Consider the following 23,501-nt stretch of genomic DNA (forward strand, 5'->3'; position numbering starts at 1 on the left):
TCAGCTCCTCTTCTCTTCGAGCTTGGCGGCCCAATCGCACAGATGGCGGTGCTCGCGCGGCGTGTCGGTCTGGTTGCGGGTCGGGCTGAAGAACAGGCCCGGCGCGTGCAACAGCTTGGAGAACGGGAAGATGATCATCAGGGCGGCCACCAGCAGTAGATGCACCGCCAGCAGCGGATCAGTGGGCAGCGGCCGCAGCTCGAAGCCCATCAATCCGGTGAAGAAGGCCTTCACCGCCACGATATCGGTGTGAACAAGGCATTTCATGGCCATGCCGCTGGCGCCGATGGCGATCAGCAGCACCAGCATCAGGATGTCGGACTTTCCGGTGATGTAGCGGATGCGTTCGATCACCACGCGCCGCGCCAACAGCAGCAGCAATCCGGCCACCATGGCGAGACCGGCGGGCTGGGCCAGGGGCTGGACCAGGGCGACCAGCGGGCCGACCGAGGTCTCGAAATAGCGGACGTGGCGGATCAGCACCACCGCCAGGCCGAGATGAAAGATCATGGCGAACAGCCAGAGCGGCTTGTTGCCCTTGAACAGGCTTTCGAACATCAGGGCTTCGCGGCCAAGGCGAAAGGCGACGCCCGGCTTGGTCAGCGGCGCCGGGGTGGTGGGAATCTTCAGCGGCGCCGGGGTGCGGGCGTACTGGGCGATCTTGAGGCCCAGTCCGACGACCATCACCAGGGTGGCGACCATGAAAAGAATGGCGAAGAAGATCGTCACGAGTCCCTCACGTCGGAGCGCGGGCGTCCCGCCCGCTGGTCCCGGAAAAGGAGGCGGGCGGGACGCCCGCGCTCCGGGGAATCGGTTACACGCAGCCGGTCGGCTTGGGCAGGCCGGCGATCTTGCACGCCTGCTTGCCGGGGCCGTAGGGGAACAGCTCGTAGAGATACTTGTTGTTGCCCTTGTCGGGGCCCATCTTCTTGGCGATGGCCTTGGTGAGCACGCGCACGGCCGGGGCGATCTGGTACTCGGCGTAGTATTCGCGCAGGAAATTGACCACTTCCCAATGCTCGGGCGTGAGCGCGATGCCCTCGTCCTTGGCGATCTGGCCGGCCAGATCCTCGTTCCAATCGTTGATATTGATCAGGAAGCCTTCTTCATCGGCCTCGATGCTGGCGCCGTTGGTGGTGTAAGCCATGGTCGAACCTCTCCTCTGGTGTCTTTCTAAATTGCCCCGATAGTCACAGCCAGGCGTTGACCGCCTTGTTCTGTGCCGCCAAATCCACAAACCCGCCGTAATCCACGACGGTCACGCCCGCGACCACATTGGCGGGGTCGAAGCCCCGCGCCTTCAGATCCGGTCCCAGGACATGAAGGCGGAAGGTCTTGGCCGCATCGGCGATCTTACCCGCGACGGCGGTTCCCGTCATGGCCGCGAACACGGCGTCCTCGATCAGCAGGATGGCGTCACCCGGCTGGGCATGGCCCAGGCAGGAGTCCAGATTGTTGCGCTCGAAGGGCGATTTGTTGACGGTGTGCAGAATGCTCATCGCTATGTTTCCTTCAAATCTCGTCTTTGCGGCTTCACCCCACCCCCGGCCCCTCCCCATCAAGGGGAGGGGAGCTTTATTGTAGCCCCTCCCCCTCGTGGGGAGGGGGGGGGGGGTCACGCCGTCAGAACCACGTCCATCTCGCTCATCAGCTTGCCCATATCGGCGCGGCTGATGACTTCGACGGGGACCAGCAGGTCGTCCTCGGTCAGGCCGCGCTCGGCCAGTCCCTCGGCTTCCACGTAAAGCTTCTCGATGTCGTAGCCTTCCAGCGCCCGGTAGGTGGGCGAGAAGTTCTTGACGCCGATCTCCGCCGGGGTCTGGCCCTTCTTGATCTGGTAGATGCCATCGTCGACGAAGGCCAGATGGACATCCTGGTCGAAGGCGGCCGAGATCAGCACCATTTCCAGCACTTCCAACGCATAGACGGTGCCATGCGGCGGCTTGCGATTGATGAACATGAACTTCTTGACGATTCCGCTATCCATCTCGTCCATGGCTTCAATCCCCAAAAGTCACGATGCGGTCGGCCTGAATGCCGGACTCGATCAACTGGCCCAGACCCGAAATACGGAAGCCGGGGGCAAGATTGCCGTCGACGATGCCGCGGCGCAGACCGGCGGCGACGCAAACCACCAGATCGACCTTGTGATCCTCGGCCAGCTTCTGCCAGTTCTTGGTCACGTTGCGGTCGTCGCTGGGCGGCTGGCCCAGGCTGGTGGCGTTGTTGACGCCGTCGTAATAGAAGAACACCCGGAAGATCTCGTGTCCCTTTTCCAGCGCCGCCTTGGCGAACTGGAAGGCGGAGTCCGAGGCCTGATGGTTATAGGGGCCTTCGTTGACCAGAATGCCGAACTTCATGTCTCGCCCCTCTTAGAAATGCAGGTGCGCCGAAGCGTTGAGATTGGCGCGGCCGCCGCGCCAGGTGTCCACGTGGTACTTGGTGAACGGCAGGTCGGTCATCTCGAAGAAGCGCGGCCAGCCGATGCGCTCGATCCACTCGCCCATGCGCTCCCACGGGCGGGCATCGGCCTTGTAGGTGGCCAGGATCTTCTTGACCACCTCGGCCACTTCCGGCCAGCGCGGCGCGTTGTTGGGCAGGCCCGCGGCCACCAGCTTATGGAACATGGGCTTGGAGCGGGTCGAGGAATGCTTGCCGCCGACCCAGATGGCGATCTTGGAATTGACCGGGTCGTTGATCTGCATGGGCGGGCAGGGCGGATAGCAGGCGCCGCAGCACACGCACTTCTTCTCGTCCACTTCCAGGCTCGGCTTGCCGTCCACCAGGGCGGGGCGAATGGCGGCCACCGGGCAGCGGGCGATGACGGCGGGGCGTTCGCAGACGCCCGACACCAGCGCGTGGTTGATCACCGGCGGCTTGGTGTGCTGGACGTTGATGGCGATGTCGCCCTGGCCGCCGCAGTTGATCTGGCAGCAGCTGGTGGTGATCTTGACCCGGTTGGGCATGTCCTCGTTCTTGAACTCGTCGACCAGTTCGTCCATCAGCGCCTTGACCACGCCCGAAGCGTCGGTGCCGGGGATATCGCAGTGCAGCCAGCCCTGGGTGTGGCTGATGAAGCCCACCGAATTGCCGGTGCCGCCGACGGGGAAGCCCGCCTTCTCCAGGGTCTCGATCAGCGGCTTGACCTGCGTCTCGTCGGTGGTCATGAACTCGACCGAGGAACGGGTGGTGAAGCGCAGGTGACCCTCGCAGAACTTATCGGCGATGTCGCACAGGGTGCGGATGGTGAAAACGTCCATCTGGCGCTGGGTACCGGCCTTGACGGTATAGACCGCCTCGCCCGATTCGGACACATGGCGCAGCACGCCTGCCTGGGGCCGGTCGTGCCAGGCCCATTTGCCGTAATTGCGGACCAGGGCCGGATGCATGAACTGCTTGGAGTCCGGCACGCCGGTTTCGTTGGGACGACGAAGTTCGCTCATAGCCTGTCTCTCCCTACTCAGCCGCGCTGGACTTGGTTTCGTTCCACTTGCGCACTTCTTCGTCCCAACCGTCGGTGCGGACATAGGAGTTGGTGCGCGGCTGGCTGATCATGTTGACGTCCAGCGGCAGGTCCAGGCCTTCCAGATAGTTGGCCAGACCGATGCGCTCGATCATTTCGCCGGTGCGTTCGTGCTCCAGCGCGTTGTCGGCGAAGAAGTCGAGCATGGCATGGCCAAGCTCCACCAGCTTCTCGAAGTCTTCCTCGGTCTCCATCTTCATGAAGGGGACCAGAACGGTGCCCATCAGATCGCCGATCTTGAGCGTGCGCTTGCCGCCCACCAGGATGGCGATGCCGCGATCCTTGCCGGGCTTCAAGGCCTTGGTGCAGACGTTGATGCAGTGCATGCAGCGCACGCAGGACTTGTTGTCCACGTCCAATGTGTCGTCGTCGTTCAGCCCCAGCGCCTGGGTCGGGCACATGCGGATGACCTGATTGATGAATTCCTTGCGGCCCAGTTGCTTGACCTTGGCCTTCACCTCGGTCTGGTCCACCTGCATGTCGTCGCGCCAGGTGCCCAGCACGGCCACGTCGGCGCGCTGGGTGGCGTTGGCGCAGTCGTTGGCGCAGCCCGAGAACTTGAACTTCATCTTATAGGGCAGCGAGGGGCGGTGAATGTCGTCGGTGAAGCTGTTGATGATGGACTTATGGGCCGTCAGGGTGTCGTAGCAGGCCTGCTCGCAGCGGGCCGGACCGACGCAGCTGGCCGCCGTGCGAACGCCCGCGCCCGCACCGCCCATGTCGAAGCCCATGCCGTTCAGCTTGTCCCAGGCGGGCTGCACCTGCTCGGTGCGGCAGCCCTGGAACATGATGTCGCCGCTCTGGCCATGCAGGGCGATCAGGCCCGAGCCGTGCTCTTCCCAGATGTCGCACATCTCGCGCAGCGTCTTGGTGTCGTAGAAGAAGCCCGGCGCGGGCATGATGCGCAGCGTGTGGAATTCCGAGGATTCAGGGAACTGGGACGCCACTTCCGAGAAGCGGGCGATGACGCCAGCGCCATAGCCGAACACGCCGACGGTGCCGCCCTTCCAATAGCCCTTGCGGGTCTGGTAGCTGTGCTCCAACTGGCCCAGCAGACCCTTCATGATCTCGGCATTGGGCTTGCCCTCGGACTTGGCCAGCCGCTTCAGTCCGGTGACGAAACTGGGCCACGGGCCTTTTTCAAGCTCGTCCAGCATCGGCGTGGAGGGCAATTTCTTCGACATCGCGTTTCGCTCCCTTACCCGTATCCGCTCATAGGCCGCACATCGCCCTTCGGCGTGATGCGGCCGTTTGCCGTCATTGATTTCCGATGGAAGCGTGCTTCCTGGAACCGTCCCTGATTTCGGGGTCGTTGGTTGGCGCCCCATTACATTAAGGGATCATAATATTATGGGCGGCGATGATCCAAGTGGATTCTTTAGAAAAATCGCATGAAAATGGGGACGGAGGAAAAATGCACGGAATCCCAGGGGTTTTTAATCTCGACGACGGTTTGGCCTATGGCCGGTGGCGCGATGCAAAGGTCGCGGATCAACCGGCGGCGGTCGGCGATCTGGTGGTGGCGGTGTCGGCCATCTCCGCCCCGACCTCGTCGGAGCGCGCGGCGTTGCGCGATCGCATCGGACGCTGGTCCATGGCGGTCTATGCCGAATCACCCCAGCGGGGGCGGGACGACAAGGCGGCCCTGAAGGCCTTGGCCGCCGGGTTTGGCCTAAGCTCCATCGATGCCAATCAACTGGCCGACGATGACGGCGTGACCCCCCTTGCCGTCCATCGCGAGGGGGCTCGGTCGCGCTATATTCCCTATACCGAGCGTCCCATCACCTGGCATACGGACGGCTATTATAATACGCCAGGGCGGACCGTGCGGTCCCTGCTGCTGCATTGCGCAAGTCCGGCGGCCCACGGCGGCGCCAACCGGCTGATGGATGTGGAGATGCTCTATATCCTGCTGCGCGAGGAGGATCCGGACCTGATCCGGGTCTTGATGGCGCCGGACGCCATGACCATTCCCGGCAACGACGAGGAAGGCATGCGGCGCCCCGCCACGGTGGGGCCGGTGTTCTCGGTGGATGCGGGCGGCCATCTTCACATGCGCTACACGGCGCGCGCGCGCAATGTGGAATGGTCCGAGGCGGCCCGCCCGGCCGCCGAGGCCATCCGGCGTCATCTGGACGCGCCGTCGCCTTATATATTCGAACACATCTTGCAGGCGGGCCAGGGATTGATCGCCAACAACCCGCTGCACACCCGCGAGCCCTTCACCGACGATCCCGCCCGCCCGCGCCTTTTGTATCGGGCGCGCTATCACGAGAGGATTTAGATGACCGACGACATCAAGCACCCGGAAGAGACGGTGACAACCCTGGCGGTCATCGACGCCCCGTGGAGCCGCGAGATCACCCTGCAAAAGGTCGAACACGACAGCGGTCTCGGCATCCTTCGCATGCGGATCAAGGAAGGCCGCGCCCGCTTCACCATCATCGATCTGGACCAGCCGACGGTGGACAAGATGATGGGCGTGATGGGGGCGTGGTCAGGGAGATGATGGAGCGCGGGCGTCCCGCCCGCCTATCCATTTTGCAAATTGCGGGCGGGGCGCCCGCGCTCCGGGTTAGGGCACGACCAGCCGCTTGGTCTTCTTCCCGGCGCAGGCCTCGGCCCAGATCATCTGGTAGGCCCGCTCCATGTCGGCGATGAAGCCCTTGGTGTCGAATAGCGGGGTGGTCAGGCGATTGGCCGCCAGCTTGGCCTTGATGGCGGCCAATTGCGCCGGATCGGAGGCGAGGCGCGCCGCCAGTTCCTCATAGGCGTCGAGATCGGGGCAGATCAGCTCCGGCAGTCCCACATGGGTCAGCAGGCTGGCCGCGACCCGAGCGGCGAACAGGCGGCCCGGCGCGGTAATCACCGGCACCCCCGCCCACAGGGCGTCGCTGGCGGTCGTATGGGCGTTGTAATACAGCGTGTCCAGGAACAGGTCGGCGTGGCGGTGGCGGGCCAGATGCTGGTCCTTGGGCAGACGAGCCGCGAAGATCAGCCGGTCGGGATCGACTCCCCCGGTCTCGGCGGCGCGTCTCAGATTGGCGACCATCTCCGGGGTGCCGCCCAGCAGCCACAGCACGGAACCCGGCACCCGGCTTAAGATACGCATCCAGCGGCCGAACATCTCGGGCTCGATCTTGAAGGCCTGGTTGAAGCAGCAGAACACGAAGCCCGATGGGGGCAGTCCGCATTCATGACGGCTTGGTCCAGCATGGGAAATGATCTGGTCGCGGTCGTTGGACTGATAGCAATGGGGCAGCACCGCCACCCGCTCGCTGAAGTCGCTCTCGTGGCCGGGGGGGCAGGTCACCGCGTCCACCAGCGCCCAGTCCATGAACGAAGCGCCGCTGGTGCCGGGCAATCCAAGCCAGTTCACCGTCACCGGCGCAGGGCGCAATGCGGTCAGGGCCAGCCGGTTGCCCCTTGTATGGACGTTGATGTCCACCAGGATGTCCACACCGGCCGCCTGGATGGCCTTGGCGGCGTCCAGGGTGTCCAGCGGGCCAAGCTCCACGAACTGGTCCGACTGCTCGCGCACCAAGCGGCGGTAATCGCTGCCGTCGTCGGGCTCCAGCGCCAGGGTCACCACCTTGAAGCGCGACCGGTCGTGTCCTGGGAACAATCCCCGCATCAGATGGGTGGTGGGGTGGTCGTGAAAATCGGCGGACATATAGCCGATGGTCAGGCGTTCGCGCGGGCCGGGCTTGGGCGTCTTGATAACGGCTTTCAGTGGCGCCGCCTCGGCGCTCACGGTCTCGGCGCGCTGGCGGGCGAACGCCAGCAATTCCTTGGCGGTCAGCGGCAGCGGGAAGGTCAGCGACATCATGGGGCCGACGGCACCCGGCGCTTTCAAGGCAGGCCCGATCAATGAGTCCCGCAGTCCCTCCACATCGCGCCAGTCGCAAACGCCGAGCCGAGCCTCGGTCAGCCGCGCCCGCATGGCAAGGTCACTGGGCCGGGCGGCGGCGGCCTTCTCGTAGTAGGCGATGGCGCGGCCCATCTCGCCGATCTTACGCACCGCATTGCCCGCGCCCATCAAGGCTTCCGGCATGGTCGGCGCAAGGGCCATGGCCCGCTCGAATAAGGAAACCGCCTCGGCGAGCGAGCCGTGATCAGACAGCAGATTGCCCAGATTGACCAGGGTCGGCGGCGCGTCGGGGGCCAGGGCGAGGGAGCGGCGCAACAGGTCTTCCGCCTCCTTGCGGCGGCCCTGGGTGATGCGGACGCGCCCCAGGCTGGTGAGAAGCTGCCACGAGTCGGGCTTGGCGGCGAGTCCGTGCTGGAATGCCTCGGCGGCCTCGGCCCAGCGCCCGGATTCACCCAGCAAGGTGCCCAGATTCAGCCAGCCTTCCATCATGGCCGGAGCAAGGCCAAGGGCCTTGCGCAGCGCGGTCGCGGCGGCGTCGATCCTGCCCCGGTCCTTCAACACGCGGGCGAGATTGTAATGCACCATGGGATTGTCGGGCAGCAGCCCCGCCAGCTTGCGCAAGGCGGTCTCGGCCTCGGCCAATTGCCCCGAGCGGTACAGGGCCTCGGAGCGCGATGCCAGCGCTTCGATGTCCTGGGCCTTCGCGGGGGTCACGTCAATGGGAGCCGGGCTTTGGCGGCGGCGGGCTGCGCGGCGGCGGGGCGCTACGCGGCGGCGGCGCATCGTCGGATTCTTCCTCCGGCGCCTTTTGGCGGATGATGAATCCCTGCAACGCCCAGCCGATCAGATAGAAGGTGGCGACGAACAGCCACAGGCCGGACAGTCCGAACACGATGGCGCGATGAATCGCCTCGTCCGAGGCGCCAAAGCTTCCCAAGGCCCACAGCATGGGGGCCGAGAACAGCGCCGCCATGGCGCCAGCCAGCCCAAGACGGGTCCAACCGCTGGCCTTCATGAACGATATCCGGTGAGCCATTCAGGTTTCCCCCCTCGCCACGTGTTCCAGTATGATTCTCCACTTTCCTCGCGCCGCGCGCAACACCTCACATATACCAAGAAGTCCGTGACAACTTGTATCATTCGCGAGTATTTCTAGACCCATCAGAAGGTTCTTGGGGGGAACCGGGGTCTTAAGACGTCAAGCAGGGCAGCACCAGAATGGTCGCGGATCGTGCAAGTTTTGAAGTACAGGTTTCCAAGGATGGCCGATGGGCCACGGAGACCATTGTCTATAAGGAAGACGAGGCTCGAGCCCTCGCCAAGAAGCTTCTCGCCGACAAGAAATGCGAAGGTGCGAAGATCGTGCGCAACTGGTTGCGCGGCGACGGCACCATGGTGGAATCCGAGATCTTCTGCGAGACCCGCACCGTCAAGGACGACGGCCCCATCCGCATTGTTCCCATTGATTCGATTCCTGACGAAAAATGCGAGACCCCCGACGATTTCATGGGCGACGGGGCTCGCAATGTGGTCAACCGCGTCTTCCGCAACTATCTGGACAAGCAGTTCCTCACGCCCACCGAGCTGATGCACTCCTACAAGGAGCTGAAGCGCCTCCAGGAAAAGGACTCCCTGGTCCCCTCGGCGGTGGATCGCGTCGCCCAGCTTCAGACCAAGGACGGCGAGCAGGACGCCAAGAGCCGCGGCCAGGAAATCTTCAAATCCATCGACGATATCTCGGCCCGCGCCCGGCGGGTGGAAAGCCTGAAGCTGCCCAAGCTGGACGGCAGTTTCAGCGAGATGATGGCCAAGATCGCGGCCATGGGAGAGTCCGAGGATCGCGACTATCTGGCCATGGTGGTGCTGTCGCGCGATCTGATGAATGTGCGCAACTGGGTCGGCAAGCTGGAACGCCTGTGCAATCTGGCGGTGGCCGACAGCGACCCCCACGCCCTGGAGATGCTCGACGGCGTCATCGCCGACGTGCTCGGCTCCAACGTGGTGCAGGACGTGCTGGGCTGGCAGCCGGGTCTGGGCGCCGCCATCATCGCCATGTTCGATCTGGCCGCCGGCAAGATGAAGGTGCAAAAGAGCGACGCGGGCGAATCCGCCGAGGTGCTGAACCGCCTGTTCGCCGAGAACAAGCTGCCGGTCAGCCGCGCCGGTCTGCTGGACCGCGCCCATCGCCAGATCCGTTCACCCAATCCGCTGAACCGAACCGAGCCCGAGAAGGAAGGCGAGGAGTTCAAGCGGCTGATGATGCGGACCTTGACGCCGACCGGCTTTGCCAGTGGCGCCGAAACCGCCGAGGCCTTGACCACTCGCTTTACCAGACTGGTGGAACAAGGTGGATCGGCCGGGCGCAAGGCGGCCATGGAAAGTCTGTTCCGCACCCTGCCGGATCGTGCCTTCGGGCTGATCTATCTGTGCGATATGCTGACCACGCCCTATGGCGAGGAGCATGCCGCCACAATCAGCGAATTACTGGGTTTCGTGTTCCGGTCTCGGGCGCTGGCCGAATTTTGCGACCGCACCCTGCCTCCCAAGGACCGGATGATGCGGGCCACCAATGCCCATCGGGCGGCCATGGCCTCCCAATTCCCGGCAGAAACCAAGACCCAACTGGCGGAGCATATCGACGGCATTCTGGAACGCTATCTGATCGACGAGCAGATCGTGGAAAAGCTGGACCATCACGAATCGCCGCTGCGTGATCGCGCCGTCCGGCTGGTCCAGTTTTGCGCCGCAGGTGTCCTGCCCGAGGGCAAGGCCATGACCCGCGCCCGCCAGCGCATCCTGGGCCTGCTGCGCATGCCCAATTTCGACGCCCACTTCATCGACGGTTTCACCGACCCGATGCGGGCGCAAAAGGCGCTGCGCGATTTCCACCAGTTGCTGGTCAAGGCCGGATTCGGCTGAGCGGTGTCGGTGCGGGCGGGACGCCCGCCCTCCATTTCATGCTTTCCGGAGCGCGGGCATCCTGCCCGCCCTATTCCTCTTCCGACCTTTGATGCAACCGCAGCGGCTTGTTGCAGTGGGGACACAGATGTCCGCTCTCCACCGACTGACGCAGGATCAGGGCGGCTTCCTCGTCCGATAGCTGGAGCGCGTGGCGAGTCTTTTCCAGCATGCGGCGGTCGCTGCGTTTCAGATTGCCTTCCTCCAGCGCCTTTTCCACCGCTTCCCGGTATTCCTCGCGGCGGATGCGCATCTGTTCGGAAAAACCCGATGCCAACACACCGGCGGGCAAGGCGATCATGCCCACGCCGAGGACGGCGGTCAGCGCACCCAGCATGCGCCCCATCATGGTGATGGGCACCATGTCGCCATAGCCGAGCGTGGTCAGGGTGACCACCGCCCACCACATGGAGGTGGGGATATCGCTGAACACATGGGGCTGGGCGCGGTGTTCAAACAGATAGATCAGGCTGGAGGTCAGCACCAAGATCACCATCATGACGAACAGCACGGCGCCGATGGAGCGCGCTTCCTGGCGCGCCACCGCTCCCATGACGCTCATGGCCATGGAATAGCGGCCCAGCTTGAACACGCGAAGAACGCGCAGAACGCGGATGGCGCGAAGGTCCATCTCGACCACGATGCCCAGATAGAACGGCAGCACCGACAACAGATCCACCACCGCCATGGGCGATACCGCCCAGCGCAGACGTCCCCAAACCGGATGGCGATAGCGCGGCTCGTCAATTTCCACCGCCGTCCACAGGCGCAGCAGATATTCCATGCTGAAGATGGCGACGGAAATCAGGTCGAAGGCGTGGAATACCGGACCATGGGCGATGGACAGGTGTTCCACCGATTCCATCACCACTGCCAAGACATTCAGCCCGATCAGGATGATGAGGAAGGAATCGACGATCTTGACCAGAAGGTCGGAATGGCCTTCGCCGCCCAGCATGTGGTAGACGGTCCGCCGCAGCGTCCGCCTGCGGTGAATGTGACGATGGCTTGGGTGCGGATGGGGATGCGCGTTTTGAGCGGTCGTCACGGAATGGCCAGGGTAAAGAAGGATCCAGGTGCAACACTATCCCGGCGCGGGTAGTTTGGGGAAGGGGTGGCGTCCCAACAAAAGCTATGATCATATTAGAATTTAATAATAAGCGGCGGTCCGGGGAGTTTTCATGACGGCCAAGAGCGACAAAGCGGCGGGGCAGGTTGCCCTGGTGGGGGCAGGTCCCGGTGATCCCGACCTGCTGACGGTCAAGGCCCTGCGCCTGATCCAGGCGGCCGAGGTGGTGGTCTATGACCGGCTGGTCAGCAAGGAGATCATGGACCTGATACCGCCCCAAACGGAACGGGTCTACGCCGGTAAGGCGCTGGGGCATCATCATCTGGTTCAAGACGAGATCAATGATCTATTGCTGCGGTTGGCGCGTTCGGGTCGCAACGTGGTCCGGCTCAAGGGCGGCGATTCCTTTGTCTTCGGTCGCGGCAGCGAAGAGGCGCTTCATTTGGCGCGCAACGGCGTCTCGTTCGAAGTCGTGCCCGGCATCAGCGCCGCCGCCGGATGTTCCAGCTATGCCGGCATACCGCTGACCCATCGCGGTCTGGCCACCGGGGTCCAGTTCGTTCCGGGACATTTGCGCGAGGGGCGCAATCTCGATCTGAATTGGGACAAGCTGGCGGACCCTCAAACCACCCTGGTCATCTATATGGGGCTGCAATCGCTGCCGGAGACTTCGGCGGAACTGATCAAGGCCGGACTGCCCGCCGACACGCCCGCCTGCGCCATCGAGAACGGCACCACGCCGCGTCAGCGCCGTGTGATCGGAACCCTGTCCAATCTGCCCGGCCGCGCTCGGGATGCCGGTCTGCAAGCGCCAACCCTGATCGTCATCGGCAAGGTGGTCTCCCTGGCCGTGGATCTCGATTGGTTCAATCTGGACGGTGGATCGCAATGACCACCTCGGCGTTGGTCCTGGTCGGTCACGGGTCCACCCGCCATCCCGACGGCGCCGCCCCCGTGCTTGCCTTGGCCGATGACATTCGCCGGTCGGGTCGCTTTGCCCAGGTGGCGGCGGTGTTCATGAAGCAATCGCCGAAATTGGCCGAAGCGGAAGCCATGGTGAATGCGGCCACGGTGTTCGTGGTTCCGGTCTTCGCGGGCAAGGGCTATTACACCGACACCCTGATTCCGCGCGAGATGGGCCTGGTCGGTCCGATCACCGAGCGGGGCGGCCGTCGTTTCATCTATACGGCGCCAGCGGGAACCCATCCCCGCATTCCCGGCGTCCTGGCCTGTCGCGCCGAGGGGGTGGCCACCGGCGCGGGCATGGTGGTCGCCGAGACCACGCTGCTGCTGATCGCCCACGGTTCGTCGCGGCCCGGAGGCGCGGGCGAGACGCCGCGCGCCATAGCCGCCGCCATGGCCGCCATGAATCGCTTCGCCGAAATCGTCCTGGTCTTCCTGGAGCAGGAGCCCAAGGCCGAGACCTGGGCCTCCTTGGCGACGTGTCGCGACGTGGTGGCGCTGCCGCTGCTGGTGGCGCAGGGCATGCACGCCAGCCAGGACATTCCGCCGCTGTTCGGGCTGGAGAACGGAAATCGGGGGCCGGTTCAAAGCCAGGGACATCGAGTCGTCCTAGGAACCGGTCTTGGGGCCGAACCCGAACTGGTGGACATCATTCTCGAAATGGCGGCGGCTGCGTCGGCCTAACTTAGGTTGCGGAAAGCTCCTTCCCGCCCCCTTTCTATCGTCACCCCCGCGCAGGCGGGGGTCCATGCTGATGCAAGACGGGGCTTTAGCGACAAGATATTGAGTGGTTGAGGCATGGATTCCCGCTTTCGCGGGAATGACGGGGCTTTTCCGCAGCCTGTTACATCTTCGGAAAGAACGCGAAACGCAGCGACTCGCGGGTGAACATCTCGCAGTTTTCGTCGTCCTCCGACCGGCGTCGCACGGCAGGCTCCTGGGCCGCCTTGCAGCGGCTTCCGACGCGGTAATAGCAGTCGGCGCATTGGCGAAGTGTCGGTGTCGGCGCCTGCATGAAATCCTCTCGGCCCGCTGCAATGCAACATGGGGAGAGGATAGCGGAATTCGACGATATCGGTATGACCAGTTGGTTAAGGTTTCTTCGTCGCCCTGACCTCGACGATCACCGCCACTTTCAAGCCGACGGTATCGCCGCTCTTCCAGGCGCCCTGGCCGATTCCGTAATCGGTGCGGATCAATTCAAGCCTACCGCTCGCCTTGGCCTTGGCGCCGTCGATGTCCAGGGTGAAGGGCAGCGTCACCTCCTTCTTGATTCCCCTGATGCTCAGGCTTCCGACCGCCTCAAAGGCATTGCCGCCCTTGGGCCGGAAGCTGGTGGCTTCGAACCGGGCCTGGGGAAAGGCCTTGGTGTGAAACCAATCGGATTCGGGCAGCGCCTCGTCCTTGTCGCGGCTGGCGGTGGTGGCGCTTTTCATGTCGATATCGATGACCGCCTTGCCCACCGTCGGATTGGCGGGGTCGAAATCGATGCTGCCGCTCCACTTGGTGAAGCTGCCCTGGAACGGGCTGCCGCCTTGGGTGCCCTCGAAGCCCAGGATGGAGTTGAGCGGATCGATCGCCCATTCGGCGGCCTGGGCGGAACCGCCCCACAGCAGGGCGGCGGCGAGGAAAAGGGCGGGCTTCATGGTGATCTCCGAAAACGAGGCAGCATGCGGATAAGGACGTCGTCCTTGATAAGGAAGTGATGGCGCAGGGCCGCTCCCACATGGCCGAGTACCGCCAGGATCATCATCCAGGCCCCCGCTTCGTGCAGCAGCTTGGCCCCGTCGTTGAAGCCGCGCGGCAAGGGAAGATGGGGAACCGGGATCAGCCCGTAAAGCACGGTGGGGATGTTGTAGGGCGAGGTGGAAACCACCGCCCAGCCCGCCAGCGGCATGGCCAGCATCAGCGCATAAAGCCCCAGATGACCCGCATGGGCGAGCAGCTTTTCCCATTCGGGCATGTGGTCGGGAAGCGGTGGCGGTCGGTGCCCAAGGCGCCAGAACAGGCGCAGCAGCGTCAGCACCAGAACGGTGGCTCCCACCGATTTATGCATCTGGTACATCTGGAACTGCTGGGCCGACCCCGGCTTCAGGCCCGTCATGATGAAACCGGCCACCATCAGCCCGATGATGGCAAGGGCCATGAGCCAGTGCAAGCCCATGGCCACCCGGTCATAGCGTGTGTGTTCGCTCATCTGGCCGACCGCTACTGGCGAACGAATTCGGCGCTGATGGTCAGGGTCACCTCGTCACCGACCACGGGCACGGCGTAGGCGAGGCCGAAATCGCTGCGCTTGACCTTGGTGGTGGCATTGAAGCCCGCCACGTATTTCTTGTTCATGGGATGGATGCCCGAACCGGCCAAGGTTGCGTCCAGCACCACCGGCTTGGTGACGCCGTGCAGGGTCAATTCGCCGCTGATCTTGCCGGAGGTCGGCCCGGTGACTTCGATCGAGGTGCTCTTGAAACTGGCGGTCGGGTATTTGGCGGTGTCGAACAGATCGGGCGACTTCAAATGGGCGTCGAATTTCGGCACCGTGGTCAAAACCCCGTCCATGTTGACGGTGACGGCCAGGGCGCTCTTGTCCACCGCCTTGGAATCGACGGTCAGGGTCGCGTCGAAATCGCTGAACAGGCCGTAGGAGGTGGAAAAGCCCAGGTGATTGAAGGAGAAGATGATCTTGGCATGGGACTTGTCCACTTGATACTGGCCGCTTTCGACCTTGTCCGAGGCATGGGCGGCCGTGGATTGGGCAAGAACCGGGGAGGCGGCGGCGATGGCGACGGCAAAAGCGGCGGCTGCGAATTTCATGGTGGTGTCCCTCGGCAGTGAAAGAATTGGATGGGCAGTGTACATGCGGTCGCCGTTGCGACAATCGCAGCATTTATAAACACATTGTCCTGCCGTGGTGGACGATCATGCGTCCGACAGATGAAGATGAAAGGCGTAGTCCTCGCTTCGAATATGGTCGAGCAGCCATTGCTTCAGCAGCAACAGCTCGGCGGAAACGGATGTCAGCTCGTCCGAGCAGAAGTCCTTGAGAACCCGGCGCGCCTGCTCCACCAGCTTGTCGTGGGCGGCCTCGTGCTCGTTGATGCGGGGATAGGCGTATAGCCGCATCAGCATTTGCTCGGACATGAAATGGACTTCCGAGTAATCGACCAACTGTTTCAATATGGACCTGAGTTCGTCGAGGCCCTTGCCGGTGGCGAGCCCCTGTTCGATGGCGAGGATCAGTTCCACCTGGACACGATGTTCCAAGTCCATGGTGGCCCGTCCGGCTTCATAGCTTTCCGTGATCTTGCTCATGTGGAGTCCCCTCCCTGCGTCCGCTATGCAAGGATGTGGCGACGCTCACCCTGAAATTCAATCAGCCCTTGTTGCGAGGGCCCTTGCGCACGGGCCGACCGTCGCCATGATCGGGCGGCGGCAGCAAGATGGGCCGCCGGGGCGGCAGTTGCGCCTCCATGGCCCGCTCGATCATTTGCGCCGTCGCCAAGACTTCGGCCAACTTGGCACGCAGCACTTCTGCCGACAGAGGTTCGGCGAGTGCCTCAATCTTGCGGATACGCTTGGGCTTGGCGGAACTCAGGGCACCGGCTCCGGCCAGGATGAAAGCATCGACCCATTCGTCCAGCTTGGAAACGCGAATGCCCAGTCCGGCGGCGACTGCAGACGCCGACTCGCCGCGCAGCACCTTCATCACCGACTGGCGCTTGACCGCCTGTGTGATGGGGGGGCGCTTCTTCTGCGGCACCACCGTCAGATCGGTCACCGACGCGGGACGGCTTGGCGGTTCGATGCGGCCGGTGGCGGCCCCAATCGTACCGCCGACAGACGCTTGGGGCGCCGCTGCGGGGGCAATTGCTGCCGCTACGGGGGCGGCGCCTGGTGCCGGGATGGTGATGCGACCGCTGACCGGCGCCGGGGCCTTGGGGGCGCTGGGAGACGCCGAGATTTGCTGCGCAAGCATGCCCATTCCGGCCAAAATCGGCATGGGCCCCATGGCGACAGTGGGCAGTGCGGGGCGCTCACCGGGCGGCAACGGCTTGGCCGTGGTCGCCACCGAGGGCAGCGTGATTCGCGATGAGGCCACGCCGAACCGTTCGCTCTCGCGGTGGGGCTTGGGTTGGGCGCTGAATTGCGGTCCGCCGGCGGCGGCGAGACGCCCGCCCACACGGGGGAGACTGGCGGGGGCAACGTGCTCGGATGACTGGGGCGCTTGCGGGCGTTGGGGCAGTTGCGGCGGGAGCGCGGTGGTTGGGACAATTCTGGCGGCAGGCGCTTGCGGGGCCGCCGCGGCGGCAGGAGCAAGAGCAGGAGCAAGAGCAGGAGCAGGAGCAGGAGCAGGAGCGGTCGCGGGTGTGGGCATCCGCGCTGGCGATTGCTGCGCGGTGGCTTCCTTGATCGCCCGTTCCGCCAGTTCCGACGCGGGCATTTTGACCGGCGTGATACGGGCCAGGGCTTGACCATCCGCCGGTGCCGCCGCGCCAGGAGGTGCGGGAAGGGCGGGCTGAGCAGGCGGCAAGACCTTTTCGGCGGTCTTGCCGATTTCTTCCAGCGCCGCCGTGGCGGCATCGATGATCGGCTGGTATTGGCGGCCCGAGGCGACCTCGTTGAGGAACGCCTGCGCCGCCGTCACATAGGCGACGGCTTCGGGGCCGCGTCCACCGGCGTCCAGAACCGCCTTGCGCAAGCGGTGCGGCATGCGGCGCAACAGGCCCTGTCGGCGGTTGGACAGCACCTTGAAGTTCAAGACTTCGGCCATTTCCTTGGGGTGACGGCCGGGATGCAGGGATTCGAACATGATCTCGATCATTTCGATCTCGGCATGCTCGAGAACCAGGAAGGTCTGCTGCGACTTCTGCCAATCAAGGATAAAGCGGCCGATGGTGGACAGTTGGGCCGCGATCTCTTCTTCGAAGGTGGCGGAATCCAGCATGCGCCATGCCCGCGTCGTCGCCAGCGGCAAGCGGCTGGGGCGGGCGAAGTGGCGCGACAGATGCAACGCCACCGCCAGCAGGGCGCGGCTGCGAATGCCGGAATTGCCGAAGGCGGCGAAGCAATCGCGAACCATGTCCGATACTTGGAAGTCGCTGCGCGGCAGCGGGTCGGACAAGAGCTCGGCCAGCAGATTGATGTCTTCGGGAAGGGTGTTGTCGCCCTTCTCCTCGGTCTCGGCGATGGCCCGGCGCACCAGGGCGACGGCTTCGGGCGTGGCGGGGGTCGGCCCAGGATGGATGGCGGGCTTGGCTTGCTCGGCAAGGAAGCGGGCGTCACTGGGGCGATCGCGGACGGTGCTGGCGGGTTCGAAGGTGAAGATGGGCTTGACCAGATGGGCGACGCGCCCCTTCAAGCCTAACCAGGCGCGTCGGCCGTGGGCGACGCCAAGGGCCAGTCCGTCGGCCACGACAACAAAGGCGCGGACGAACAGCGTCAGCACACCCGAGGCCACGGCCGCCACGGGAACCACGATGACGATGATGGGCGCCCAAATCAGCGCGGCGAGGCCACTGGGGCGCACGGCATCTCGGATCCCTTCCGGGTGGGGCGTCGCCTTGGCCTTGCCATCGGCGCGGACATTCATTCGGCGAGCATGGGCCATCGCGGCGTCCATGCGGGCACGCAAAGACGCCCAGTGCATCCGAGATGCCTGGCGCCCATTCCCCGCATGACTGTTCCTCGCATTATACGAACGCATGGTACCAGTATGTCCCCAACGCAGCCTTGGAAGCAAGGTGGCCGGTAGCCATAGTGGATGTGGATAAGTTAATAATATCGTTATGAATTAAAGTGATGGGTGGGGTTCGTCTAGTCGATCTATGTTTTGTGGTCGCGGAGTCTTAGAGGGCTAGCCCTAGGCGGGTTCCCTCCTCGAAGGCCGCCAGTGCGTCAAGGCGGGCCGCCTCTCTGGCGCCTCCAATCAGATGGACCGGCTTGCCGTTCGCTATCAGTTCGGCGAGAAGATCGCGTCTCGGTTCTTGGCCGATGCAGACGACAATTGTGTCAACCTCGACCAAGCGGGCTTCATTATTAAACAGGATGTGAATGCCACTTGGGTCGATGCGTTCGTAAGTGACGCCGCTCAACATCTCGACGCCGCGACGTTGCAGTGTCGCCTTATGAATCCAGCCGGTGGTCTTGCCGAGACTGCCGCCGGGGCGTTCCGTCTTGCGTTGCATCATGGTGATTCGCCGTGGCGGTGCGGGCGCCGTCGCGGCGGGGCGGAGACCGCCGGGAGTGGCGAAAGAGCGATCGATGCCCCAGGCGTCATAGAAGGGCTCGTGCTCGCCCAGCAGCGCCAGGGCAACGTCGAACCCGACGCCGCCGCTTCCCAGGATCGCCACGCGCTCACCGCCTTGGCGGCGGCCCGACAGGATGTCGTCGTAGCTTGCCACCAAGGGAAGGTCCGCGCCAGGCAGGTCCAGACGACGCGGACGGATTCCGGCCGCCAGCACCACTTGATCGAAATCCTTCAATTCAGCGGTGGTGGCCGTGTGTCCGAGACGAATATTCGCGCCCGCTGCCGCCAGTTCCGAGGCGTAATAGCGCGGCGTCGCCAGATATTCTTCCTTGCCCGGAACTTGACGGGCCAAGGTGAATTGGCCGCCCAGTTCATCGGCGGCTTCGAAGAGGGTGACTTGGTGGCCGCGTCTCGCGGCTTCCAGGGCGCAGGACATGCCGGCCGGTCCTCCCCCCACCACGGCGATGGATTTGACGGCGAGACTGGGACTGGCCTTGAAGCGGATCTCGCGACCGGCGCGGGGATTGACCAGGCAGGTGGCCGAAGCGCCCGAGAAGATGGGGTCCAGGCAGCCCTGATTGCAGCCGATGCAGGCGTTGATGCTCTCGGCGCGGCCGTCGCGAACCTTGGCGGCGAAGGCCGGGTCGGCCAGCAGCGGCCGCGCCATGGACACCAGATCGGCCTCGCCCCGTTCCAACAGGGCTTCGGCCAGTTCGGGGGATTTGATGCGGTTGCTGGCAGCCACCGGAATGCCAACGGCCGCCTTGACCCGGGCGGTGGCCCAGCTCCAGGCGCCTTGCGGCACGGTATGGGCGATGGTGGGGACGCGGGCCTCGTGCCAGCCGATGCCGCTGTTGATGATGTCGACGCCCTCGGCTTCCAACGCCTTGGCCACCGTGACCACCTCGTCGGCCGCCAGTCCGTCCTCCACCAGATCCACCATGGACAGGCGCGCCGACATGAGGAGATCCGGCCCGATGCCGCCGCGGACCGATCGCACGATATCCAGCAGGAAGCGCATGCGGCCGTCCAGGTCGCCGCCCCAGCGATCCGTCCGCTTGTTGGTGCGCAACGCCAGGAACTCGTTGATGAGATAGCCTTCGGACGCCATGACCTCGACGCCGTCATAACCGGCCTGGGCCGCCAAGGCCGCCGTGCGGCCGTATTGCGCGATGGTGCCGAGGATATCCGCCTCGGTCATTTCGCGCGGCACGATGGAACTGATGGGCGCCCGGATGGCGGACGGGGCGACGATGTCGGGATGCTTGCCGTAGCGGCCGCAATGAAGGATCTGCATGGCGATCCGGCCGCCTTCCGCATGAACCATGTCGGTGATCAGCCGATGGCCGTCCAACTGGGATTCATTGGCCAGAACGGTGCCGTCTGGGCCGAAGCTACCTTCGGGATTGGGGGCGACGCCGCCGGTGACGATCAGTCCGATACCGCCCTTGGCCCGCTCGGCGTAGAAATGAGCCAGCCTCGGGAACGCATCGGGGGCGCTCTCGAATCCCAAATGCATGGATCCCATGATCATGCGATTGGGAAGTCGGATCGACCGGAGTTGAAGCGGCGATAGCAGGCGGGGAAACGACATGGGGAGCTCTCACGCGGATAATTCGGCATTACGGTACTGAATTGGGTCTGGAACGGCAAGGATGGCCTTACGCAGAACGTTTCGGCTCATCGCCCGCGGTGATGGCCAGCAGCGAGAAGATGTGATCGCTGAGCGATTCCACCCAACTGCGCATGAACGGATCCAGTTCGTCCAATTTGGCCCTGAATCGCTCGGGAGAGATCAACATGACCTCTGCCTGGGTTGTCGCCGTGGCGGTGACCGGTCGGGGAAAACGCTCGATCAGGGCCAATTCGCCGAACAGCTGGTAGGGCTCCAGCTCCCCCACCACCAGCGTCTCGCCATGGCGGGGGGTTGTGATCTGGACGGTGCCCGACATCAGGATATAGCCGAAATCGGGAGTATCGCCCTTGCGATAGATCGTCTCGCCGGGGCGGTAGATCCTGACCTCGTTATCGGCCACGGTCATGGCGGCGATGGCGAGGCGCGAAAACTGGCGGCGGTGGTTGGCCTGTTCCATGCTGACCCGCGCCCCTTCGGCCTCGGATTCCGAGGGCTTCAGGTTGACGTCCACGCCCACGAGCGTCAGCTTGTCGGCCAGCGCCTCCATGGTGAAAGGCTTCATGATATATTCGTCGGCGCCTTCGGCCAGGGCGCGCTCGATGTGATCCATGGAGGTCTCCACGGTGCACATGATGATGCGGGGGGCCTTGCCCTCGGGCAGGGCGCGCACTTGGCGGACCAGGGCGAGGCCGTTCATGCCCGGCAAGTTCCAATCGACGATCATGGCGTCGGGCAGCCGCTTGGCGCAGATGGCCAAGGCATCCTCGGCGCATTTGGCCTCGATGGAAAACAGGCCAAGCTTTCTCAGCATCTCGCGCAGAACGCGGCGAATGGTTGCGGAATCCTCGACGATCATGCAGGTCCGCATCGGCAGCTTCCGGTCAGGTATTGCGTTCGACGAACTTTTCCAGCCAGTGGATATCATAATCGCCGTTGACGAAATCGGAATCCTGGACCAGCCGGTTGTGCAGCGGCAAGGTCGTCTTGATCCCTTCGATCACGTATTCGCCCAGCGAACGGCGCAGGCGCATCAGCGCCTCGTTGCGGGAATTGCCGTGGACGATCAGCTTGGCGATCATGCTGTCGTAATGAGGCGGGATGCGGTAGCCGGAATAAAGGCCCGAATCGACCCGCACGCCCAGCCCGCCGGGGGCGTGATAGCCGCTGATGCGGCCGGGGCAGGGAATGAAGCTCTGCGGATCCTCGGCATTGACGCGGCACTCGATGGCATGGCCCTGGAAGCGCACGTCGTCCTGGGTGTAGCCCAGCGGGGCACCCGCGGCGATGCGGATCTGCTCGCGCACCAGATCGATGCCGGTGATGGCCTCGGTGATGGGATGTTCCACCTGGAGGCGGGTGTTCATCTCGATGAAGTAGAACTCGCCGTTCTCGAACAGGAATTCGATGGTACCCGCGTTGCGATAGCCCAGCTTGGCGATGGCGTCGCAGGCGATCTTGCCGATGCGGGCGCGCTGGTCGGCATTGAGCGCGGGCGACGGAGCCTCTTCCAGCACCTTCTGATGCTTGCGTTGCAGCGAGCAGTCGCGCTCGCCCAGATGCACCACGGCGCCGTAATTATCGGCCAGGATCTGCATCTCGATATGGCGGGGATGGCCCAGATACTTTTCCATGTAGACATCGGCATTGCCGAAGGCGGCCTTGGCCTCGTTGCGGGCCATCTTCCAGGCCTCGACCAATTCGCCCGGCGTGCGGGCGACCTTCATGCCCTTGCCACCGCCGCCCGCCGTCGCCTTGATCAGGACGGGATAGCCGATCTCGGCGCCGACCCGCAGCGCCTCCTCCTCGGAATCGATGGAGCCGTCCGAGCCGGGAACCACCGGAATACCGGCGTCCTTGACGGCCTGCTTGGCGGTGATCTTGTCGCCCATCATGCGGATATGGTCGGCGGTGGGGCCGATGAAGACGAAGCCGTGTTCCTCGACCATCTGGGCGAAGTCGGCGTTCTCCGACAGGAAGCCGTAACCGGGATGGATGGCGTCGGCGCCGGTGATGGTGGCGGCCGACAGGATCGCCGCCTTGTTCAGATAGGAGTCCCTGGCCGAGGGGGGGCCGATGCAGACCGCTTCGTCGGCGAGACGCACATGCATGGCGTCGTTGTCGGCGGTGGAATGCACCGCCACGGTGCGGATACCCATCTCGCGGCAGGCGCGGTGGATACGCAGTGCGATCTCGCCCCGATTGGCGATGAGGACTTTCTCGAACATCATCGCTATTCGATGATCATCAGGGGCTCGCCGAACTCAACCGGCTGGCCGTCGGTCACCAGGATGCGGGTGAGCTTGCCGCCGCGCGACGCCCGGATGGGATTGAAGGTCTTCATGGCCTCGATCAGCATCACCGTCTGGCCCTCCGACACCGTGTCGCCGGGATTGACGAACTTGGCCGCGCCCGGTTCCGGCGACAGATAGGCGACGCCCACCATGGGCGAGGTCACCGCGCCGGGATGGTCGGCATCATAGGCCGCCGCGCCACCCGCCGCCGGCTGGGCCGTCGGCTGGCCGGGATGGGCCATGGCCGCGCCGTGATGGACGGTGAGAGGAGCCGCCGTGCGGGCCACCCTGATCTTGACGTCGCCGACGCCGTATTCGATCTCGGTGAGATTGGTTTCGTCGAGCAGTGCGGCGAGCGTGCGCACCAGTTCGCTGTCGATGGGAGTCTTGTTGCCCATTATGCCTCTGAACTTCCCTTGATCAGGCGGGCCAGCGCGTCGAGCGCGAGGATGTATCCGTGGCTTCCCAGCCCGCAGATCATCCCCTTGGCCGCCTTGGCCACGTAAGAGTGATGGCGGAACGAATCCCGCTGGTGAATGTTGGACAGGTGGACTTCGATGGCCGGAACCTCGGCCGCCAGCAAGGCGTCGAGAAGGGCCACCGAGGTGTGGGTATAGGCGCCTGCATTGATGACGATGCCCGCCGCCCGGCGCCGGGTTTCCTGAATCCAGGTGACCAGTTCGCCTTCATGGTTGCTTTGGCGAAACTCCACCGCGAGACCCAGCCCGCCCGCATGGGCGCGGCACAGGGCCTCGATATCGGCAAGGCTTTCGGTCCCGTACAGCTCGGGCTGCCGAGTTCCCAACATATTGAGGTTGGGGCCGTTGATGATGCTGATGATGGGGGCGGCGCTCACGTCGCGATCCCCTCCTTGCGCTCATTCGCCATGGCAGGGTTTATAGCACGGGACGGCGCGGGTGCAACCTGGAGAAAGGAGGGGGGC

At 64.2% G+C, this 23,501-nt stretch carries 25 protein-coding genes; 5 read left to right on the top strand and 20 right to left on the bottom strand.

Annotation, left to right across the window (positions count from 1 at the left end; genetic code table 11):
* From CU669_RS04390 to dsrA, 7 genes are all read right to left on the bottom strand, one after another.
* Complete coding sequence (locus tag CU669_RS04390) at positions 1-729, bottom strand: respiratory nitrate reductase subunit gamma (RefSeq protein WP_112142572.1); 729 nt, start codon at positions 727-729, stop codon at positions 1-3.
* A gap of 85 nt (positions 730-814) precedes the next feature.
* The gene (locus CU669_RS04395; protein WP_112142573.1) at positions 815-1,147 is read right to left on the bottom strand and encodes a TusE/DsrC/DsvC family sulfur relay protein; all 333 of its coding nucleotides are present in this window, start codon (positions 1,145-1,147) and stop codon (positions 815-817) included.
* Between the two features lie 43 nt (positions 1,148-1,190).
* Positions 1,191-1,499, bottom strand: a complete 309-nt coding sequence (tusB, locus tag CU669_RS04400) for a sulfurtransferase complex subunit TusB (RefSeq protein WP_112142574.1) — start codon at positions 1,497-1,499, stop codon at positions 1,191-1,193.
* Positions 1,500-1,615: 116 nt separating this feature from the next.
* Positions 1,616-1,996, bottom strand: a complete 381-nt coding sequence (gene tusC / locus CU669_RS04405; RefSeq protein WP_112142575.1) for a sulfurtransferase complex subunit TusC — start codon at positions 1,994-1,996, stop codon at positions 1,616-1,618.
* A 4-nt stretch (positions 1,997-2,000) separates the two neighbouring features.
* Positions 2,001-2,360: a sulfurtransferase complex subunit TusD gene (tusD, locus tag CU669_RS04410; protein WP_112142576.1), complete on the bottom strand. Its 360-nt coding sequence runs from the start codon at positions 2,358-2,360 to the stop codon at positions 2,001-2,003.
* Positions 2,361-2,372: 12 nt separating this feature from the next.
* Positions 2,373-3,443, bottom strand: a complete 1,071-nt coding sequence (gene dsrB / locus CU669_RS04415) for a dissimilatory-type sulfite reductase subunit beta (RefSeq protein WP_112142577.1) — start codon at positions 3,441-3,443, stop codon at positions 2,373-2,375.
* 13 nt (positions 3,444-3,456) lie between these two features.
* Positions 3,457-4,707, bottom strand: coding sequence for a dissimilatory-type sulfite reductase subunit alpha (gene dsrA, locus CU669_RS04420; RefSeq protein ID WP_112142578.1), 1,251 nt, complete (start codon positions 4,705-4,707; stop codon positions 3,457-3,459).
* Positions 4,708-4,937: 230 nt separating this feature from the next.
* Here dsrA and CU669_RS04425 point away from each other — a divergent pair, with 230 nt between their 5' ends.
* Both CU669_RS04425 and CU669_RS04430 read left to right on the top strand, forming a co-directional pair.
* On the top strand, positions 4,938-5,807 hold the full coding sequence (locus tag CU669_RS04425; protein ID WP_112142579.1) for a TauD/TfdA family dioxygenase: 870 nt from the start codon (positions 4,938-4,940) through the stop codon (positions 5,805-5,807).
* Complete coding sequence (locus CU669_RS04430; RefSeq protein WP_112142580.1) at positions 5,808-6,032, top strand: DUF6967 family protein; 225 nt, start codon at positions 5,808-5,810, stop codon at positions 6,030-6,032. It begins immediately after the preceding gene.
* A gap of 66 nt (positions 6,033-6,098) precedes the next feature.
* Here CU669_RS04430 and CU669_RS04435 read toward each other — a convergent pair whose 3' ends face one another.
* Positions 6,099-8,108 (bottom strand): O-linked N-acetylglucosamine transferase, SPINDLY family protein, encoded by a 2,010-nt coding sequence (locus CU669_RS04435; protein ID WP_161539577.1) that lies wholly within the window; start codon positions 8,106-8,108, stop codon positions 6,099-6,101.
* Position 8,109: 1 nt separating this feature from the next.
* Entirely contained in the window at positions 8,110-8,430 is a 321-nt protein-coding gene (locus CU669_RS04440; protein ID WP_239988535.1) for a hypothetical protein, read from the bottom strand.
* Between the two features lie 182 nt (positions 8,431-8,612).
* Here CU669_RS04440 and CU669_RS04445 point away from each other — a divergent pair, with 182 nt between their 5' ends.
* Entirely contained in the window at positions 8,613-10,313 is a 1,701-nt protein-coding gene (locus tag CU669_RS04445) for a hypothetical protein (RefSeq protein ID WP_112142582.1), read from the top strand.
* A 70-nt stretch (positions 10,314-10,383) separates the two neighbouring features.
* Here CU669_RS04445 and CU669_RS04450 read toward each other — a convergent pair whose 3' ends face one another.
* Positions 10,384-11,400 carry an ion transporter gene (locus tag CU669_RS04450; protein ID WP_239988536.1) on the bottom strand — a complete coding sequence of 339 codons (1,017 nt, stop codon included), beginning with the start codon at positions 11,398-11,400 and terminating at the stop codon, positions 10,384-10,386.
* 133 nt (positions 11,401-11,533) lie between these two features.
* Between CU669_RS04450 and cobA the strand changes: the two genes are divergently transcribed.
* Both cobA and CU669_RS04460 read left to right on the top strand, forming a co-directional pair.
* Positions 11,534-12,313, top strand: coding sequence for a uroporphyrinogen-III C-methyltransferase (gene cobA, locus CU669_RS04455; protein WP_112142583.1), 780 nt, complete (start codon positions 11,534-11,536; stop codon positions 12,311-12,313).
* Positions 12,310-13,068 (top strand): CbiX/SirB N-terminal domain-containing protein, encoded by a 759-nt coding sequence (locus CU669_RS04460; RefSeq protein ID WP_239988537.1) that lies wholly within the window; start codon positions 12,310-12,312, stop codon positions 13,066-13,068. The genes cobA and CU669_RS04460 overlap by 4 nt, the downstream gene beginning before the upstream one ends.
* Positions 13,069-13,475: 407 nt before the next feature.
* Here CU669_RS04460 and CU669_RS04465 read toward each other — a convergent pair whose 3' ends face one another.
* The 10 genes from CU669_RS04465 to aroQ all read right to left on the bottom strand — a co-directional run bounded on the left by CU669_RS04465 (position 13,476) and on the right by aroQ (position 23,414).
* Positions 13,476-14,030, bottom strand: coding sequence for a YceI family protein (locus CU669_RS04465; protein ID WP_112142584.1), 555 nt, complete (start codon positions 14,028-14,030; stop codon positions 13,476-13,478).
* Positions 14,027-14,581, bottom strand: coding sequence for a cytochrome b (locus CU669_RS04470; protein WP_112142585.1), 555 nt, complete (start codon positions 14,579-14,581; stop codon positions 14,027-14,029). The genes CU669_RS04465 and CU669_RS04470 overlap by 4 nt, the downstream gene beginning before the upstream one ends.
* A gap of 11 nt (positions 14,582-14,592) precedes the next feature.
* The gene (locus tag CU669_RS04475; RefSeq protein WP_112142586.1) at positions 14,593-15,198 is read right to left on the bottom strand and encodes a YceI family protein; all 606 of its coding nucleotides are present in this window, start codon (positions 15,196-15,198) and stop codon (positions 14,593-14,595) included.
* Positions 15,199-15,303: 105 nt separating this feature from the next.
* The gene (locus CU669_RS04480) at positions 15,304-15,696 is read right to left on the bottom strand and encodes a bacteriohemerythrin (protein ID WP_112142587.1); all 393 of its coding nucleotides are present in this window, start codon (positions 15,694-15,696) and stop codon (positions 15,304-15,306) included.
* A 61-nt stretch (positions 15,697-15,757) separates the two neighbouring features.
* Positions 15,758-17,992: a hypothetical protein gene (locus tag CU669_RS04485; RefSeq protein ID WP_146747669.1), complete on the bottom strand. Its 2,235-nt coding sequence runs from the start codon at positions 17,990-17,992 to the stop codon at positions 15,758-15,760.
* A 238-nt stretch (positions 17,993-18,230) separates the two neighbouring features.
* The gene (locus tag CU669_RS04490; RefSeq protein WP_112142589.1) at positions 18,231-20,225 is read right to left on the bottom strand and encodes an NADPH-dependent 2,4-dienoyl-CoA reductase; all 1,995 of its coding nucleotides are present in this window, start codon (positions 20,223-20,225) and stop codon (positions 18,231-18,233) included.
* Positions 20,226-20,292: 67 nt separating this feature from the next.
* Positions 20,293-21,135 carry a response regulator gene (locus CU669_RS04495; RefSeq protein WP_112142590.1) on the bottom strand — a complete coding sequence of 281 codons (843 nt, stop codon included), beginning with the start codon at positions 21,133-21,135 and terminating at the stop codon, positions 20,293-20,295.
* Between the two features lie 13 nt (positions 21,136-21,148).
* Positions 21,149-22,492, bottom strand: coding sequence for an acetyl-CoA carboxylase biotin carboxylase subunit (accC, locus tag CU669_RS04500; protein WP_112142717.1), 1,344 nt, complete (start codon positions 22,490-22,492; stop codon positions 21,149-21,151).
* Between the two features lie 5 nt (positions 22,493-22,497).
* Positions 22,498-22,956 (bottom strand): acetyl-CoA carboxylase biotin carboxyl carrier protein, encoded by a 459-nt coding sequence (locus tag CU669_RS04505; RefSeq protein WP_112142591.1) that lies wholly within the window; start codon positions 22,954-22,956, stop codon positions 22,498-22,500.
* A complete protein-coding gene (gene aroQ / locus CU669_RS04510) occupies positions 22,956-23,414 on the bottom strand; it encodes a type II 3-dehydroquinate dehydratase (RefSeq protein ID WP_112142592.1) in 459 nt (152 codons plus the stop codon). The genes CU669_RS04505 and aroQ overlap by 1 nt, the downstream gene beginning before the upstream one ends.
* Positions 23,415-23,501 lie beyond the last annotated feature (87 nt).

Origin of the sequence: Paramagnetospirillum kuznetsovii, assembly GCF_003284725.1 — a bacterium.
Taxonomy (GTDB): domain Bacteria; phylum Pseudomonadota; class Alphaproteobacteria; order Rhodospirillales; family Magnetospirillaceae; genus Phaeospirillum; species Phaeospirillum kuznetsovii.